The 14,215-nt window shown below is 65.8% G+C and carries 13 protein-coding genes; 1 reads left to right on the top strand and 12 read right to left on the bottom strand.

Annotated features, from left to right (window positions below; translation table 11 throughout):
- Positions 1-18: 18 nt before the first annotated feature.
- Complete coding sequence (locus tag D9V41_RS01685; RefSeq protein WP_121792782.1) at positions 19-861, bottom strand: ABC transporter permease; 843 nt, start codon at positions 859-861, stop codon at positions 19-21.
- 1 nt (position 862) lies between these two features.
- Positions 863-1,657, bottom strand: a complete 795-nt coding sequence (locus tag D9V41_RS01680; RefSeq protein ID WP_121792781.1) for an ABC transporter ATP-binding protein — start codon at positions 1,655-1,657, stop codon at positions 863-865.
- 254 nt (positions 1,658-1,911) lie between these two features.
- Between D9V41_RS01680 and D9V41_RS01675 the strand changes: the two genes are divergently transcribed.
- A complete protein-coding gene (locus tag D9V41_RS01675) occupies positions 1,912-2,838 on the top strand; it encodes an ABC transporter substrate-binding protein (protein ID WP_133434078.1) in 927 nt (308 codons plus the stop codon).
- 228 nt (positions 2,839-3,066) lie between these two features.
- Here D9V41_RS01675 and D9V41_RS01670 read toward each other — a convergent pair whose 3' ends face one another.
- From D9V41_RS01670 to D9V41_RS01625, 10 genes are all read right to left on the bottom strand, one after another.
- A complete protein-coding gene (locus D9V41_RS01670) occupies positions 3,067-3,750 on the bottom strand; it encodes a cysteine hydrolase family protein (RefSeq protein ID WP_166375860.1) in 684 nt (227 codons plus the stop codon).
- A gap of 8 nt (positions 3,751-3,758) precedes the next feature.
- Positions 3,759-4,862, bottom strand: a complete 1,104-nt coding sequence (locus D9V41_RS01665) for an ABC transporter permease (RefSeq protein WP_121792778.1) — start codon at positions 4,860-4,862, stop codon at positions 3,759-3,761.
- Positions 4,859-5,962, bottom strand: coding sequence for an ABC transporter permease (locus tag D9V41_RS01660; RefSeq protein ID WP_133434077.1), 1,104 nt, complete (start codon positions 5,960-5,962; stop codon positions 4,859-4,861). Before D9V41_RS01660 ends, D9V41_RS01665 begins: the two co-directional genes overlap by 4 nt.
- Positions 5,959-7,446: an ABC transporter ATP-binding protein gene (locus D9V41_RS01655; protein ID WP_166375859.1), complete on the bottom strand. Its 1,488-nt coding sequence runs from the start codon at positions 7,444-7,446 to the stop codon at positions 5,959-5,961. Before D9V41_RS01655 ends, D9V41_RS01660 begins: the two co-directional genes overlap by 4 nt.
- A gap of 57 nt (positions 7,447-7,503) precedes the next feature.
- On the bottom strand, positions 7,504-8,607 hold the full coding sequence (locus tag D9V41_RS01650; protein ID WP_121792775.1) for a BMP family ABC transporter substrate-binding protein: 1,104 nt from the start codon (positions 8,605-8,607) through the stop codon (positions 7,504-7,506).
- Positions 8,608-8,700: 93 nt separating this feature from the next.
- Positions 8,701-9,294: an SRPBCC family protein gene (locus D9V41_RS01645; RefSeq protein WP_166375858.1), complete on the bottom strand. Its 594-nt coding sequence runs from the start codon at positions 9,292-9,294 to the stop codon at positions 8,701-8,703.
- Positions 9,284-9,829: a (2Fe-2S)-binding protein gene (locus D9V41_RS01640; RefSeq protein ID WP_121792773.1), complete on the bottom strand. Its 546-nt coding sequence runs from the start codon at positions 9,827-9,829 to the stop codon at positions 9,284-9,286. Before D9V41_RS01640 ends, D9V41_RS01645 begins: the two co-directional genes overlap by 11 nt.
- Positions 9,826-10,719 carry an FAD binding domain-containing protein gene (locus D9V41_RS01635; RefSeq protein ID WP_121792772.1) on the bottom strand — a complete coding sequence of 298 codons (894 nt, stop codon included), beginning with the start codon at positions 10,717-10,719 and terminating at the stop codon, positions 9,826-9,828. The genes D9V41_RS01640 and D9V41_RS01635 overlap by 4 nt, the downstream gene beginning before the upstream one ends.
- The gene (locus D9V41_RS01630) at positions 10,716-11,729 is read right to left on the bottom strand and encodes an amidohydrolase family protein (RefSeq protein WP_121792771.1); all 1,014 of its coding nucleotides are present in this window, start codon (positions 11,727-11,729) and stop codon (positions 10,716-10,718) included. Before D9V41_RS01630 ends, D9V41_RS01635 begins: the two co-directional genes overlap by 4 nt.
- A complete protein-coding gene (locus D9V41_RS01625) occupies positions 11,722-14,160 on the bottom strand; it encodes a xanthine dehydrogenase family protein molybdopterin-binding subunit (protein WP_133434075.1) in 2,439 nt (812 codons plus the stop codon). Before D9V41_RS01625 ends, D9V41_RS01630 begins: the two co-directional genes overlap by 8 nt.
- Between the last annotated feature and the right edge of the window lie 55 nt (positions 14,161-14,215).

Genomic DNA, 14,215 nt, shown 5'->3' with positions numbered 1-14,215 from the left:
TCCGGCCCCAGCGCCCTGTCAGTTGTGGTCATCCACGAATCGCCAGGGCGCCAGCCACCGCTCGAGCGCGCGCAGGAGGACGTTCAAACCGACCGAGACGGCCACGAGGATCACGATTCCGGCGAGGTACTTCGGGGTGTTGAAGACGCCCGCATCTGCACGGATCTGGTAGCCGATCCCGGCGACGGCGCCGATGAACTCGCCGATCACGACACCGATGATTCCGCGGCCGATGGCCAGTCGCAGGCCGCTCACGATGAACGGGACGATGGAAGGGAACATCACGTCGCGGTACACGTCGACCTTTTTCGCTCCGAAGGAACGCGCGGCACGGATCAGTGAAGCGTCCACCGTCTTGATGCCCTCGATCGTCAAGATCAGCAGCGGGAAGATCGCCATCAAGGCCACCACCGCCGCGGTGGCGGGGATTCCCAGGCCGAAGATGATGACGAAGAGCGGAGTGAGCGCGACCATCGGGGTCGAGTAGAGACCATTGATGATGGGATCCAACGCCAGATCGAGCCGGCGGACCGAGCCGATCAGCATCCCCAGCGGGATGCCGAGCAGCGCGACGGCCAGTCCGATGCCGAAGGCCTTGCCCGAGGCGAGGAGGTCCGCCCCCATGCCCGCGACCGCCCAGCCTGCGAACGCCTCGGCGATCGCACTGGGATAGCTGAAGTAGAGCGGATTGATCATGCCCGCCTGGCCGAACGCCTCCCAGGCCGCGATCACGGCGATGGCCGTGAGGAGCGGCAGCAGTGTCTTCTCGTGGCGAGCAAACCATGAGGGTCGAGTCGCGACGGCGATCGCCGCGAGGTGGTTCCCTTCGGCTTCACGCGCGGGTATCTGCTGGGTCGTCATGTCAGATCCTCTCCACCTGGTCGCTGTTCATCCACTCCTTCTCCTTGGCCACTTCCTGGATCAGGTGCTCCCACAGACGCGAACGGAGCTCCTGATACCGACGCTGATCGGCGGGGTTCTGCATCTCAGGCCCCCTCGGGTGCGGCAGGTCGACCACGACGTCCTCACGGACACAGCCTGGGCGGGTTCCCATGAGCAGGATGCGATCGGAAAGGTAGAGCGCCTCGTCAAGGTTGTGGGTGACCATCACTGCTGTACGGCCCTGCTCGTTGACGAGATCACGGAGTTCCTTCCTCAGAATCTCCGCGTTCTGCGCGTCGATCGAGGCGAACGGCTCGTCGAGGAGCAGTACTTCGGGCTCCACCGCCAGCGCCCGGGCGATGCCCACACGCTGTCGCATACCGCCGGAGATCTGGTAGGGGAACTTCTTCTCGAAACCCCGCAGTCCGACGAGGTCGATGTACTTGCGCGCGATCTCTTCGCGCTCGCGCCGGGACAGGTCCCGACGTTGGTATGCCAGCCCCATGGAGACGTTGGCCAGCACGTTCTTCCACGGCAGCAGCGCGAAGTCCTGGAACACCACTGCGCGCTGTGTTCCGCTGCCCGCTTCGAAGTTGATGTTGCCCACCACCGCGGTGCGCATGCCGGCGATGAGCGCGAGCAACGTGCTCTTGCCACACCCGCTCGGGCCGATGATCGAAACGAACTCACCTCTTTCGACCTGCATGTTGATCTCGCGTAACACGAGGTGGCCACCGTAGGCGAAGCTGATGTCGTCTACTTCCAGAACAGCCATGTCGATCCTCCGGTCTGTACGGCTGTGGATTTTAAGCACGCGGGTTCGCGTCCTGCGGGCTAGCGCCCATCGCGGTGAAACAAGACGATGGACGTCCTGGGCTTGTTGGAATATCCTATACCAAATATCGCTCCTCGGGTGGGTCGTGTAAAGACCCTTCTCCTCGGAGCGGTCTCGAATGAGACGCGAAACCTGGTCCAACAACAACCGAAAGAGGCGCTGTGAGAATTCGAGTACTAGCCGCTCTCATCCCTTTGAGCTTGCTCTTCGCCTGCTCCGGTTCCTCGGAGGGCACCGGCGAGGACATGACACTCCGGGTCGCGGTCACCGCACCCGGACTTCCTTTCCTTCAGCTGTACATCGCCGATGAACAGGGCTTCTTCGAGGACGAAGGGCTCGATGTCTCGTTCGTCAACGTGGATGGCTCCGCTGCCAGTACGGCGGCGATCCAATCCGGCAGCGCGGACATCACCGTGACACTGCCCGAGGGCGAGATCGTCGCGCGCTCTGCCGGCACGAACACGAAGATCATCGGGGCCACGGTCAAGAAGAACCTCTACAAGATGTTCGTCTCTCCCTCGGTGTCGTCTCTCGACGACCTTGCGGGCCAGAAGATTGCGATGCTCACCGAGGGCAACGGAACCGACATCCAGGCGCGGCGCCTCCTCGATCTTGAAGGAGCGGGCGCGGCGAACAGCACGTTCGTCGCTACCGGTGCGCTGCCCAACAGGCTCGCGGCCCTCAAGCAGGGTGAGGTGGCCGGAACGCTGTTGTTCCCGCCGTTCGACGTGATCGCCGAAAGCGAAGGCCTCACGCCGCTGTTCTCGCTCAGTGAAGTCTCGGTCGACTATCCCAACGAGGTCGTCTCCACGACCGAGAAGGTGATGGAGGAGAAGCCCGAGGCTCTCCGGGCGTTCATGGCGGCCCTCGTCCGGGCGACGGCGTTCATCGAGGAGGAGTTCGACGAGGCCGTGCGTATCGGGGCGGAGGTCACCTCCACCGACGCCGACATCGTGCGTGCCAGCCTGCAGAACATGCTCGACGAAGACGCCTTCGCCGAAGACGGCGCCGTCGCCGTCGAAGGGCTTCAGGGAGTCATCGCGAGCATGGAAGACTACGGCAACTTCACCGACCTCCCGCCGGCCACCGACCTGTACGACGACAGCTTCCTCCCGAACTGACACATCACCCCAGACCGCCGACCGGTCTCACCGGTCGGCGGTCTGGGGTGCTTCGTACTGCGAAGGCGACCTCGGATCGAGGGCTTGCGTCGGTCGCGCATGGACCGGTCGTCGACCACCGTAGACGGCAGAACACGCGTCGACTCCGCAGCGGTGCCCTCGAGACTCCCGGGAACGGATGGCCCCGTCGTCGCCCGGTCGGATCCGAGGATGCCTCCCCGGGGAACCTCAGTCTGCGGTCACAGCACTCCCGTCTGAGCCCGCCGTCACCTCGATGACATCCTGCGAGTTCACCACCACGCCGAAGGCGCGACGGATGTTCTCCATCGTGGCCTCGTGGAGTCGGCGGTCGTAGGTGCCACAGCAGTCATCGAGCACCGTCACGCGGTAGTCCCTCATGTACGCATCGCGGGCAGTCGAGTCGACACAGATGTTCGTGGCGACGCCCGCGACGACGACATTCTCCATGCCGTTGGAACGCAGAATGAGATCCATATTGGTCCCCACGAAGGCGCTGTAACGGTGCTTGGTCACCACGAGATCTCCCTCCTCCGGCTGGACTCCATAGAATTCCGCGCCCCACGTTCCCTCGATGCAGTAGTCGAGCGGGAGTCCTTTGTGCTGGTAGCTCTCGACCATCACCCTGGGAAGATAAGCGCGGTCGTAGTGGCATTTGACGAAGATGATCTGAAAACCCCGCCGCCGTGCCTGTGGCAGAAATGTCTCCAGTTGCCGGGCCGCGGCCTGTCCCGCGCTGACGTCATAACCGATTCGGTCATACCAGCCGCCCTCCGCACAAAAATCGTTTTGAACATCGACGACCAGTACCGCGGTGCGTTGCGGGTCAAGTCGTCTGATCAGCCAATCGCGGTCCATGGACTCACGCTCGGGATTCTGCAGCTCTTCTCTCATCTTTTCGGTCATCCTTCGTGGCGAAGTGGTTGAAGCCCGAGACGACTCGGCATCCGGGACCGCGAGACGCCGGCCGCCAGCACGCTCAGGGCGAGCAGATACGGGAGTGAGCGCCACAGCTGGTCGGGCAGATGGACGTCAGGGTTGAAGATCAGCAGCCCGCCAGGAACCAGGATCGAGGCCGCGGTGACGGCGAGCGCGCCGCGTCCGGTCGCCCCGACCCGGCGCCTCCACCAGCGCACGCCGGCGACCAACAGTGCGGCCACGAGGAGCCCGACCCACACCGAGCGGGGCACACTCGTCACATTCGCAAGCCGGAGTTGGAGGCCGTCGGCGGCGGCGAGAATCAGGCAAGCACATACCAGTCCCCACGGACGCCATCGACCGAAGATCACCGCCACCAGGACCAAGAATCCACGGCCGTCAGTCATCTGCTCCTTGAAGATGCCGACGTCGACGACGGAAAGGTAGGCGCCTGCGAGACCACCCAGGCCTGCCGCAATGAGGACGCCGGCCCACTGCACGCCCGCCACTGAGATGCCGGCCGTCCGCGATGCCTGGGGCATCTCACCGACTGAGCGGATCATGAGGCCCCAACTCGACTTGAACAGGACGAACCACGTCGCGACGATCAGTGCGATCGCCCCGTAGACCAGCAGATCCTGGCCGAAGAGTGCGCTCCCGACGTATGGAATGCTCGACAGGACCGGAATCGGTGCCTCGCCGAGGGTCGCGACGATGACCTGATCTTGCCCACCGAAGATCTGGTCGAACAGGAAGCTCGTCAGGCCGATGGCCGCCAAGTTGATCCCCACCCCGGCCACGATCTGATCTGCCCCCGCCAGGATCACCAACGCCCCCATCACGAGCCCGAAGACGAGTCCGCCGGCAACACCGCCGACGAGAGCGACAGCCGGGCTCCCCGTCAGATAGGCGACATAGAAGGCGAAGAAGGCGCCCGACAGCATCATGCCCTCGAGGCCCACATTGAGGACGCCTGCGCGTTCGGATATCAACTCCCCGGCGCCTGCGATCAGCAAGGGGGTCATGAGCACCAACACGGAGCCCAGCCATGCGGCATCGAACGGTGAGAGTGACAGCCCCGCGGTCATCGTGCACGTGCTCCTTCTGGCTCATTTGCCGCAACATCTCGACGGCTGTCCCGGCGACGACGCCACATGTGGAGCACGGTCGTGGAGGCGAGGACGAAGATGATCATGAGGCCCTGGATGAGCCCGGACAACGAGGACGAGAGCCCGACGGTTCCCTCCATGACGCCCGCGCCCTGCTGCAACGCGGCAAAGAGCAGCGCGGAAGGAACGACGGCGATCGGGGAATTGCGCGCGAGCAGCGCTACGGCAATGCCTGTGAACCCATAGGCCGATCCGAAGTCCTCGGACATCGCCGGCACGTTGCCGGCCAACACCAGGGATGTTCCCGCGATTCCCGCGAGCGCGCCCGAGAGCACGAGAGCAGCGGTGCCGACCCGCTGGGGGGAGATACCGGCATGCTCGGCGAAACGCAGATTGGAACCGACGATCTTGGCTCGGAAGCCGAACACGGTCCGGTTCAAGGTGTAGGCCACGGCTACTACCGCCAACGGAATCAGTACGACATCCCAGTGCAACGTCGTATCGCGCAGAAGTGACGGCCAGCGCACCGACTCCGGGAAGGCCGGCGTGAGAGCAAGCGGCGTGGCCGGGTCATGAAACGGATATCTGACCCACCAGGCCAGGAGCTGAAGCGCAATCAGATTCAGGAGAAGGGTCGAGAGGATCTCGTTGACGCCCCGCTTCGCCCACAGCAGCGCGGCGAGTGCCGCATAGACCGCACCCCCTGCGGCTCCGACCAAGAGCGCCAGCGGCAGATGCACGAACGACGGTCCGCTGATCTTCAAGGCCACGACGGACACGAAGAGACCGCCGACGAGAATCTGACCAGGGAATCCGACATGAAAGCGCCCGGCGCGCTCCGCGATGATCCACGCGAGAGCGACCAAGGTCAACGGCACCATCTTGCTCAACGTGCCGGCCAGGTTCAGCTGAGATCCGAACGCTCCATCGATGAACGCCCCGGCCCCGGCGGCCGGCGGAACCCCGGACACGACAACGAAGATCATCGCGATTCCCAATGCGCAGACGACGACCGCCAGCGAGAGCGCAAGCTCCATCAGCGCGCTGCCGACGTGGCGTCGACCAGTGTGAGCGCTCACCGGCCACCGCCCATCAGCAGCCCGACCCGCTCAACGTCAGCATTCTCGCTCGTCATCATCGGGCCGAGCCGACCGCCGAACATCACGGCGAAGCGATCGGTGAGCGAGAGGATCTCGTCGAGTTCGTACGAGATCAGCAGAACGGCCGCTCCCTTGAGCTTCTGCTCGTTGATGCGCCGGTAGACACCTTCGATCGCACCCGCATCGAGACCGAGCGTCGGCTGGAACATGATCACCAGGCGGGGGTCCCGGCTCAGTTCACGCGCCAAGACGACCTTCTGCTGGTTACCCCCAGACAGCTTCTTGACCCCGGTCTCCACACTCGGGGAACGGATATCGAACATGGCGGAGAGTTCGACCGCGTGACGTCGCGCTGCGGCCATGTCGACGACGCCGTGCCGGGTGAACCGCGTGAGTTCCTTGGCGACGAGGTTCTCCCAGATCGACAGATCCAGGGCGACACCTTCACTGTGGCGGCTCTCAGGCACCAGGGCGCCACCCGCGGCGGTGAATCCTCGGGTCAACAGATCGCTGTATTCGCGCCCGTCGATCGTGACCCTGCCAGTCGCCGCACGGCTCAAGCCGACGATCACGTCAACCAGCTCGTTCTGACCGTTGCCGCTGACACCGGCGATCCCGACCACCTCGCCACTGCGGACCTGCAGCGAGACGCCGTCGAGCAGGCGCCGGCCGCCCTCGTCCAAGGTGACGTCCTCGACCTCGAGAACGACATCGCCGACCTGCGCTGCTGCCCGGCTGCCCCGCAGCGACACGTCCCGCCCCACCATGGTGCGAGCGAGTGTGGCCTTGTCGGTGGTGGCGACGTCGAGGGTGGTGACGACACGTCCGTCCCTCAGGACAGTGCAGCGGTCCGCCACGTCCATGATCTCGTCGAGCTTATGCGTGATGAGGACGACGGCCTTGCCCTCAGCGGTCATCGTGCGAAGGAACGCGGTGAGGCTCTGCCACTCCGTAGGTGTCAGGGCGGCTGACGGCTCATCGAGAATGATCAGCTGGGCGCCCCGGTACAGCAGCTTCAGGATCTCGACCCGCTGGCGCTCCCCGACCGACAGCGTCTCGACGAGCGCTTTGCTGCTCACTCCCAGGCCGAAAGCCGTCGCGAGCGCGTCGAGCTCAGATCGGAGGTTCTCACGCTTGAGCATCCGCGGCCAGCGCGTGGAGGTCAACGCGACATTCTCGATGACGTCCATGTCCGGCACCAGCATGAAGTGCTGGTGGACCATGCCGATTCCGAGCGCGGCGGCCTCCTGCGGCCCGTGGGGCGTGACACGCTTCCCCCCGACGATGATCTCGCCGCTGTCGGGCGCGACGAGGCCGAAGACGATGTTCATCAGGGTGGACTTCCCAGCCCCGTTCTCACCGAGCAGCGCGTGGACTTCCCCGCGCTTGACGTCGAGATCGATCCCGTCGTTCGCGGTGACACCCGGGAACCGCTTCGTGATGCCTTTGAGTTCCAGAGCCACCGTGGCATCGCCATGAGCTCTCACGGAAGGACCGCCCGCGGTCGCCATCGTCGGCCCTTATCCGGCGTTCTTCACGGGGCCATCGATGCCGAGGCGGTAGGGCCCTTCCGGTCGGGGGTTCAACGCTTCCTCAGGCAGGGCGATCGTGCCGTCGAGGATGCCGGCCACGGTCTTCTGCGCCAGGTCGGCGACGACCGGGTCTTCGGCGTACCTCGGGCAAAGATCAACACGTTGCAGCTTCGGGTCCTCAAGCCCCGCGAAGATCGTGACGCCTGCGGGTTCCAGCGTGTCAGTCGCCAGACCGCCGAGCATCGTCTCGACGGCGGCGGTGTTGTCGCCCACGTTCGCCCCGACGATGTTCGGGTAGGCGTCACACTCGAGAAGATCGAGCTTGAAGATCGGAATGTCCTTGCCCGACTCCTGGGCCGCCGCATACGAGCCCACCACTCCTGCGTCGAGATACGACATCAAGACGTCCGCGCCGTCGGCGATCATCGCCGCCGTCGCCGCCTTGGCCTTCGAGACGTCGTTGAAGTCCCCGACGATATTGCTCAGCACCTTCACCGAAGGGTCGGCGTCGGCGACAGCGGCTTTGAACGCCGCCATGGAGGCATTGGTCGGAGGGATGTCGGCGCCGCCGAGAAAACCCACGGTCTTGGAATCGGTCAGCTCGACGGCGATCGCCCCGACGACGTACGCCGCGACCCGATCGAATGCGAGGGAGTAGACGTTGTCGTGATGCTTGGCTGGATAACCGCCAATGGTGACGAACTTGGTATCGGGGAACTTCGGGGCTTCCACATCGAAGATGGGACCGAACTGGGCGCCGGCCGCAACGACGACGTCCACGATGGGAGCCAACGTGCCCACAGCATCGGTCTGCTCCTGCGTGCTGTGCCGATTCTCCAGGGTGGACTTCAGGACGACGTCCGGGTTGTCTTTCGCGGCATTCAGGACGCCGCTATAGGCGGACTCGTTGAAGGCCTTGTCGTTCTTGGGGCCCTCGAGGATCAGACCCACCGTCAGCGCACTCTCGTCCTCGGTGGAGTTCAGCTCCCCCGCCGAGCCACAGGCGGCCAGCGCGAGCGCGCCGGCGCCGACCAGAGCGACGACGCGGAACAGGCGCCGTGAGCGGCGTCCAGCGGTGTGTGGTCGAGTCATGGGTCCCACTTCCTGTGATCGGCGCCACTATGGCGTGAGAACGTTATAGTGTATACCAAATAGAATGTCAACGTTCTCGTGCCGCCAATGGCGTCAGCGGCGCCGCCGAGCCCAGACGACGGCCGCGATCGCACCGAGCAGAACGATGGGACCGAAGCGCTTGATGAGCGGCAGCGCCACCACGCGGACGAGATCGAGCGACCCTTCCCCACCTTGGGCGTCCGCGGCGGTCGACGACCCTGCCGCGCCCAGACGGGCCGCGAGGTTGTCCGCGAACTGCCCCAGGATCTTGTCGCTCACCTCCTTCATCACCCCACGCCCGAACTGCGCCGCTTTGCCCGTGACCGCCAAGTCCGTCACCAGCTCGACCCGCGTCGTCGCTCTCCCGAGGTCGCGCACGTGGGCGTGCACGACGGCGTTCGCAGTACCCGACCCCTTGGTGTCACGGCCGGAAGCCGACAACTCGATCTGCTTTCCCGCCTCGTCCTTCGACGTGAAGGAAGCCGACCCCTGGTACGTAATGACGATGGGGCCGACCTTGACCTTCACGCTGCCGGTGAACGTGTCCCCCTCGAGCGAGTCCAGGACCGCGCCCGGAAAGCAGCGGGCGACCTCCTCGATATCGAGGAGCGCGGACCAGGCCGTCTCAGTGTCAACCGGGATATCGAAGGCGTGCTCAAGCTTCATGGGTCCTCTCCCTGCTCGGTGGGCGTGCCGGGGCCCCGGCATCTGGATCGGCCTCGACGACGGAGGCGATGGACTGGACGATCGATGCGTATCCCGTGCATCGACACAGGTTGGAGGAGACCGCCTCAACGATCTCGTGCTCACTCGGACACGGATTCTCTCGTAGCAAGCCCGTGGCCAACATGATGAAGCCCGGGGTGCAGAAGCCGCACTGAAGACCGCTGCAGGCCGAGAACGCACGCTGAAGCCTGGACGGATCGTCGGGCCCACCCACACTCTCGATCGTCTCGACCGTCCGGCCCTGCACCTGCGCGGCGAGCACGATGCAGGCGCGCACTGGACGATCGTCGACCAGCACGGTGCACGCACCACACACGCCGTGCTCACATCCAGAATGGGTCCCCGTCAGCCCGCGCCCGCGAACGAGATCCATCAGCGACTCCGCCGCGTCCACCTCACATGCGACCTCGACACCGTTGATCGTCGTGCACAGCTGCACCCTCTCGGCGCTCTGTTCCCGGCTCGATTCCTTCATCGGCGTCCACCTTCGCTGTCATCGTGGCGCAAGCAGCCCGCGACCGCCCTGGACACCAGGACCTCGGTCAGCCGCTTCCGGTAGGTGCTCGAAGCGTGGACGTCCGATGGCGGGTCGATCGCTTCGGCGCAGGCGTGGGCCAGCTCGCGCACGGCCTCGTCGTCCGGGCCGGCGAAACGATGTCCCTCAGCGAGGCGTTCCACCTCAGGCAGGCGGATGGGAGCTCCCGCGACGCCGCCGAGTGCGATCCTCGCACTCTCGCATCGGCCCTCCCGCAGGTCCAGCGCCACGGCGGAGGCGACGATCGCGAAGTCTCCGCTGCGGCGGGCGTATTCCTCGAAGTTCGCCGAGGACGAGCCGGTCACGGGGAACTCGATGCCGGTGATGATCTCGTCCGGTTCCAGTGCTGTGGAGAAGAAGCCGTGAAAGAAGCTCTCGGCCGGCATACGGCGAGCACCTCCCGTCCCCCGCACGTGGATGACGGCATCGAGCGCGAGTGCGAGCACGCACCATTCCGACGCGCTGTCCGCATGAGCGATGCTCCCTCCGATCGTGCCCTGGGTACGGATCGGCAGGTGACCGATATGCGATGCCGCGGTACGGAGCACAGCCACGTCGCCGAGCGAGGGAACAGCCCCCATCTCGAGCTCGCGGTGCGTGGTGAGCGATCCGCACAGACGACCGCCTTCCTCGGTCACACCACTGTGCCGCAACTCCTCGATCCGCCCGATGTCCACGAGGACCCCGGGCTGCGCGAGACGCAAGTTGAGCATGGGCAGCAGGCTCTGACCGCCCGCCAGAACCTTGGCGTCGTCACCGTGCTCGGTCAGCAGCGCCACGGCTTCCTCGACCGACTCGGCAGCCGCGTAACTGATCGGGGGTGCCTTCATGATCGACGAGTCCTCCCTCGTTCAGGGAGGCGAAGGAGATCGGTCGCGGTACCCCAGCCGATACGCGCGTAGTCCTCATCGGAGAGCTGGGCCGCGGCCAGGGTCTGCGTGAATCGCCCGAGGCCGCCGGGCACATGCGGATAGTCGGTGCCGAAGACGAACTGACCCACGTCGAAGGTGTCGAGCGCGCACCGCATCGCCGGCACGTGCGTCGTGACGGTGTCGAAGTAGACCCGTTCGAGAATCTGGCTCGGCGGGCGGTCGATGTGCTCCCGACATTCGGGAAACTGCTGGAAGTAGTTGTCGAAGCGGTGGATGAGGAAGGGGGTCGTTCCCCCCAGGTGGGAGAAGACCCACCGAATGCCCGGATACTGCTCGAAACGCCCCGAGTACACCAACCGGGCGATGCAGTTCGTCGTCTCGGCGAGGAAATCCAGGCCCAGGGCGAGTGCGTACTCACGAACTCCCTCGGTCGAGCACCCCGTCGTCGGGTGGACCAGGACCAGGACCTCGCGACGGGACAGCTCCTCCAGCAGCGGAACGAACTGGGGAGCGTCCAGGGTCTGCCGTGCGATGGTGGTCGTCAGCATGATGCCGGCGACGCCCGGTAGCTTGAGCGCTCGATCGAGTTCGTCCAGGGCGACGTCGACGTCGGGCAGCGGGAGACTGGCAAGTGTCAGCAGGCGACCGTTCGACGCATCCGCCATCGCGGCGATCTCGTCGTTGATGTCCGACGTCAAGGATGCGCGCCACTGACGGGGGAACTGGTAGACGTTGGGCGCCGACACCGACAGGACCTGCAGGCCGATTCCCGCAGCGTCCATCGCGGTGAGACGCTGCTCCAGACTCGGCATCGGCTGAGGAGCGGCGAGTGCGACGGCGCCGTCCTGTTTCACGACGAGTCGGCCGTCATCGCGGACGTAGGTCTCGAAGCCGCTGTCGGGCCTGCGGCACGCCTCGAGGTACGTCTCCGGATAGTGGTGGGCGTGGATGTCGATCAGGTCAGCCATGATGTCCCTTCGCGGCGAGTTTTCTTCTCAGTGCCCGCGCGGCGAGCGCCACACCGAGCGCTCCGGCCGCGAGGATGACGAGCCAGGAACGCGACGACGGGCCAGGCGCGCCCGTTACGTCCCGACTGGCCGGCTCGGATGGTCGGCGGCGCTCGAACGACGAACGCAACTGGTTGCCCGCCGCCGGCAGAGGAGGGGCGAACGGCACGACGTCGTCGGGCCTGATCGGCAGACGTGTGATCGCACGAGTCGTCGAGAGGGCTGCTGAGAGCGCATTGGAGATGCTCCCGCCCACGCCCATGATGCCCGCTTCACCGATGCCTTTGACGCCGAGCGGGTTAGAGGTGGTGCCGCCCAGCTCGAGCAGCGTCGCCTCCACCCGCGGCACCTCGGTCACGGTGGGTGGCTGGAAGTCCATGAAGGTCGTGCTCTGCGGCTGGCCGTCGGGGTCGAAGGTCAGTTCCTGCAGGAGGGTCCCTCCGAGTCCCTGGACGGCAGCCCCCACGAGCTGCCCCATGGCCGACGGGCGATCGATCACTCGCCCGCAGTCGTACGCGACACCCAGACGCTCGACGACGATGTCCAGTGTCTCCGGCTCGACCGAGACGACGGCCGCGGCCGCACCGAACCCGTACGTCGGGCCGTCGTTGGTGTGGCGGCCGATGACCGTCCGTGGTCCCAGCGCCCTCCACGCGTCAGCGTCCGCCGGGTTCGCTTGAGGACCCTCCTTGGCCAGCATCGAGCGCAGCTGGAAAGCAGCGTCCTGTGTCGCGCTCCCGACGAAGATCGTGCCCCGGGAGGAGAAGCTGCCGTTGCCACCGTCGAACTCGCCCGACTGGTTGGCGACGACGTCGATGAGGTCAGGGGACACACCCAGCGCTTCGGCCGCCACCGTGATGATCATCGAGGCGAGTCCTTGTCCGATCTCCGACGAGGTGGTGTAGAAGACGAACCGGCCGTCGGCAGTCAGCCGCAACTGGACGGTCTCCTCTCGCCCCAGGCCGGAGTGGTCGAGGAAGAACGCGAATCCCACCCCGACGGACTCTCCTTCGGCCCGGCGCTGACCGACCTCCTCGAGCAACGCCTCGTAGTCGAGGTCGGCAAGGAAGCGATCGAGGACGAGGTGGTAGTCACCGCTGTCGTACACCGACGGATGCGTGCCCGCACCGAAGTCCTGGACGTAAGGGATCTCGTCGGCGCCGATGAGGTTGCGGCGGCGCAGCTCCACCGGGTCCATCTCCAGCTCGTCAGCGAGGATGTCCAGCAGCCGCTCGCGCGCGAACGTCGTGTCGAAGGTCGCCGGCCCCCGCATCGTTCCCACGGGAGTCCGATTCGTGGCGACCGCCGTGCAGATGACATCCAGCGCGGGCCACCGGTACGGTCCCGGGAGCGACTCGACCGTCAGCTCTGCCACTCGACCTCCGATCGGGCGAGCATAGGCGCCCATGTCCACCAGGGCCTCGTCGCGAAGTCCCAGCAGGGTCCCGTCGGCTCGCGCCGCGATGGAGATGCGGTGAGTCTGTCCGCGCGAGTGGTTTATCGAGACCAGGTGCTCGTTGCGATCCTCGATCCACTTGACCGGCCGCCCGGTGACTGCCGAGGCCCACGGGACCAGGTAGTCCTCCGGATAGACCTCACCACGGCTGCCGAACATGCCGCCGACGTCCACGTGGTGGCAGATGACCTGATCCTCAGGCAGATCGAACCAGCGAGCCACGGTGGCACGGGTGAAGCAGATGAACTTGGTAGGACCCCACAGGTGGAGTTCGTCGCCGAGCCACTGCGCGACCAGCCCTCGGGTCTCCAAGGGCAGGCCGGTGTCGCGCCCCGTGGTGAAGCTCGCGGCGACCACGACGTCGGCCGACTCGAAGACGGCGTCCGGCTCGCCGTCTCGACCCGTGAAGACACACATGGCGTCGCGTGTCGCGTCGGGCCAGACGGCGTCGACGTGGTCCTCGTCGACAGCCATCGCCGGCACCAGCTCGTCGACCTGTACCACCACGCGCTCGGCGGCGTCCTCCGCAGCACGCGCGGATTCGGCCACGACGATCGCGACGGGTTCCCCCACATAGCGGACCCGCTCGCTGGCAAGCACCGGTTGGAGGAACTCATTCAGCTCTGGCCTGCTGAGGATGCGGAGCGGAATCTGAGGAACGTCGGCGAGGTCCTTCGCGGTGAGAACCCGAACGACCCCGGGCATCTCAGCCGCTGAAGTGACGTCGATGTCCACCAGCACGCCGTGCGCCACCGCGCTGCGGACCACTCGCGCCCACAGCTGGCCGTCGAGGTCCACGTCACCGACGAACGTGCCCGTGCCTGTCGTGAGGCGGATGTCTTCCCGCCGCGCCCACGTCTGCGTCTGGTCGGCAGGGCTGGCTTGGGAGGGCTGGCTGCGCCGCCGGCGCTGCCTCGTAGCCGGTGGGCTGGACACGGTGATCACTCCCTCTGGACGACGCGCCGTACGGCTGCCGGGGTACAGCGTTTCC

Origin of the sequence: Aeromicrobium phragmitis, assembly GCF_003674095.1 — a bacterium.
Taxonomy (GTDB): domain Bacteria; phylum Actinomycetota; class Actinomycetes; order Propionibacteriales; family Nocardioidaceae; genus Aeromicrobium; species Aeromicrobium phragmitis.
Note: the sequence above shows the minus strand (reverse complement) of the source record. Positions and strands in the feature narration are given on the sequence as shown.

Excerpts from the sequence above, each read along its gene's own strand:
- D9V41_RS01685 (WP_121792782.1), bottom strand. The coding sequence starts at position 861 with ATGACGACCCAGCAGATACCCGCGCGTGAAGCCGAAGGGAACCACCTC.
- D9V41_RS01665 (WP_121792778.1), bottom strand. The coding sequence starts at position 4,862 with ATGACCGCGGGGCTGTCACTCTCACCGTTCGATGCCGCATGGCTGGGC.
- D9V41_RS01630 (WP_121792771.1), bottom strand. The coding sequence starts at position 11,729 with ATGGCTGACCTGATCGACATCCACGCCCACCACTATCCGGAGACGTAC.
- D9V41_RS01635 (WP_121792772.1), bottom strand. The coding sequence starts at position 10,719 with ATGAAGGCACCCCCGATCAGTTACGCGGCTGCCGAGTCGGTCGAGGAA.
- D9V41_RS01645 (WP_166375858.1), bottom strand. The coding sequence starts at position 9,294 with ATGAAGCTTGAGCACGCCTTCGATATCCCGGTTGACACTGAGACGGCC.
- D9V41_RS01680 (WP_121792781.1), bottom strand. The coding sequence starts at position 1,657 with ATGGCTGTTCTGGAAGTAGACGACATCAGCTTCGCCTACGGTGGCCAC.
- D9V41_RS01670 (WP_166375860.1), bottom strand. The coding sequence starts at position 3,750 with ATGAGAGAAGAGCTGCAGAATCCCGAGCGTGAGTCCATGGACCGCGAT.
- D9V41_RS01640 (WP_121792773.1), bottom strand. The coding sequence starts at position 9,829 with ATGAAGGAATCGAGCCGGGAACAGAGCGCCGAGAGGGTGCAGCTGTGC.
- D9V41_RS01650 (WP_121792775.1), bottom strand. The coding sequence starts at position 8,607 with ATGACTCGACCACACACCGCTGGACGCCGCTCACGGCGCCTGTTCCGC.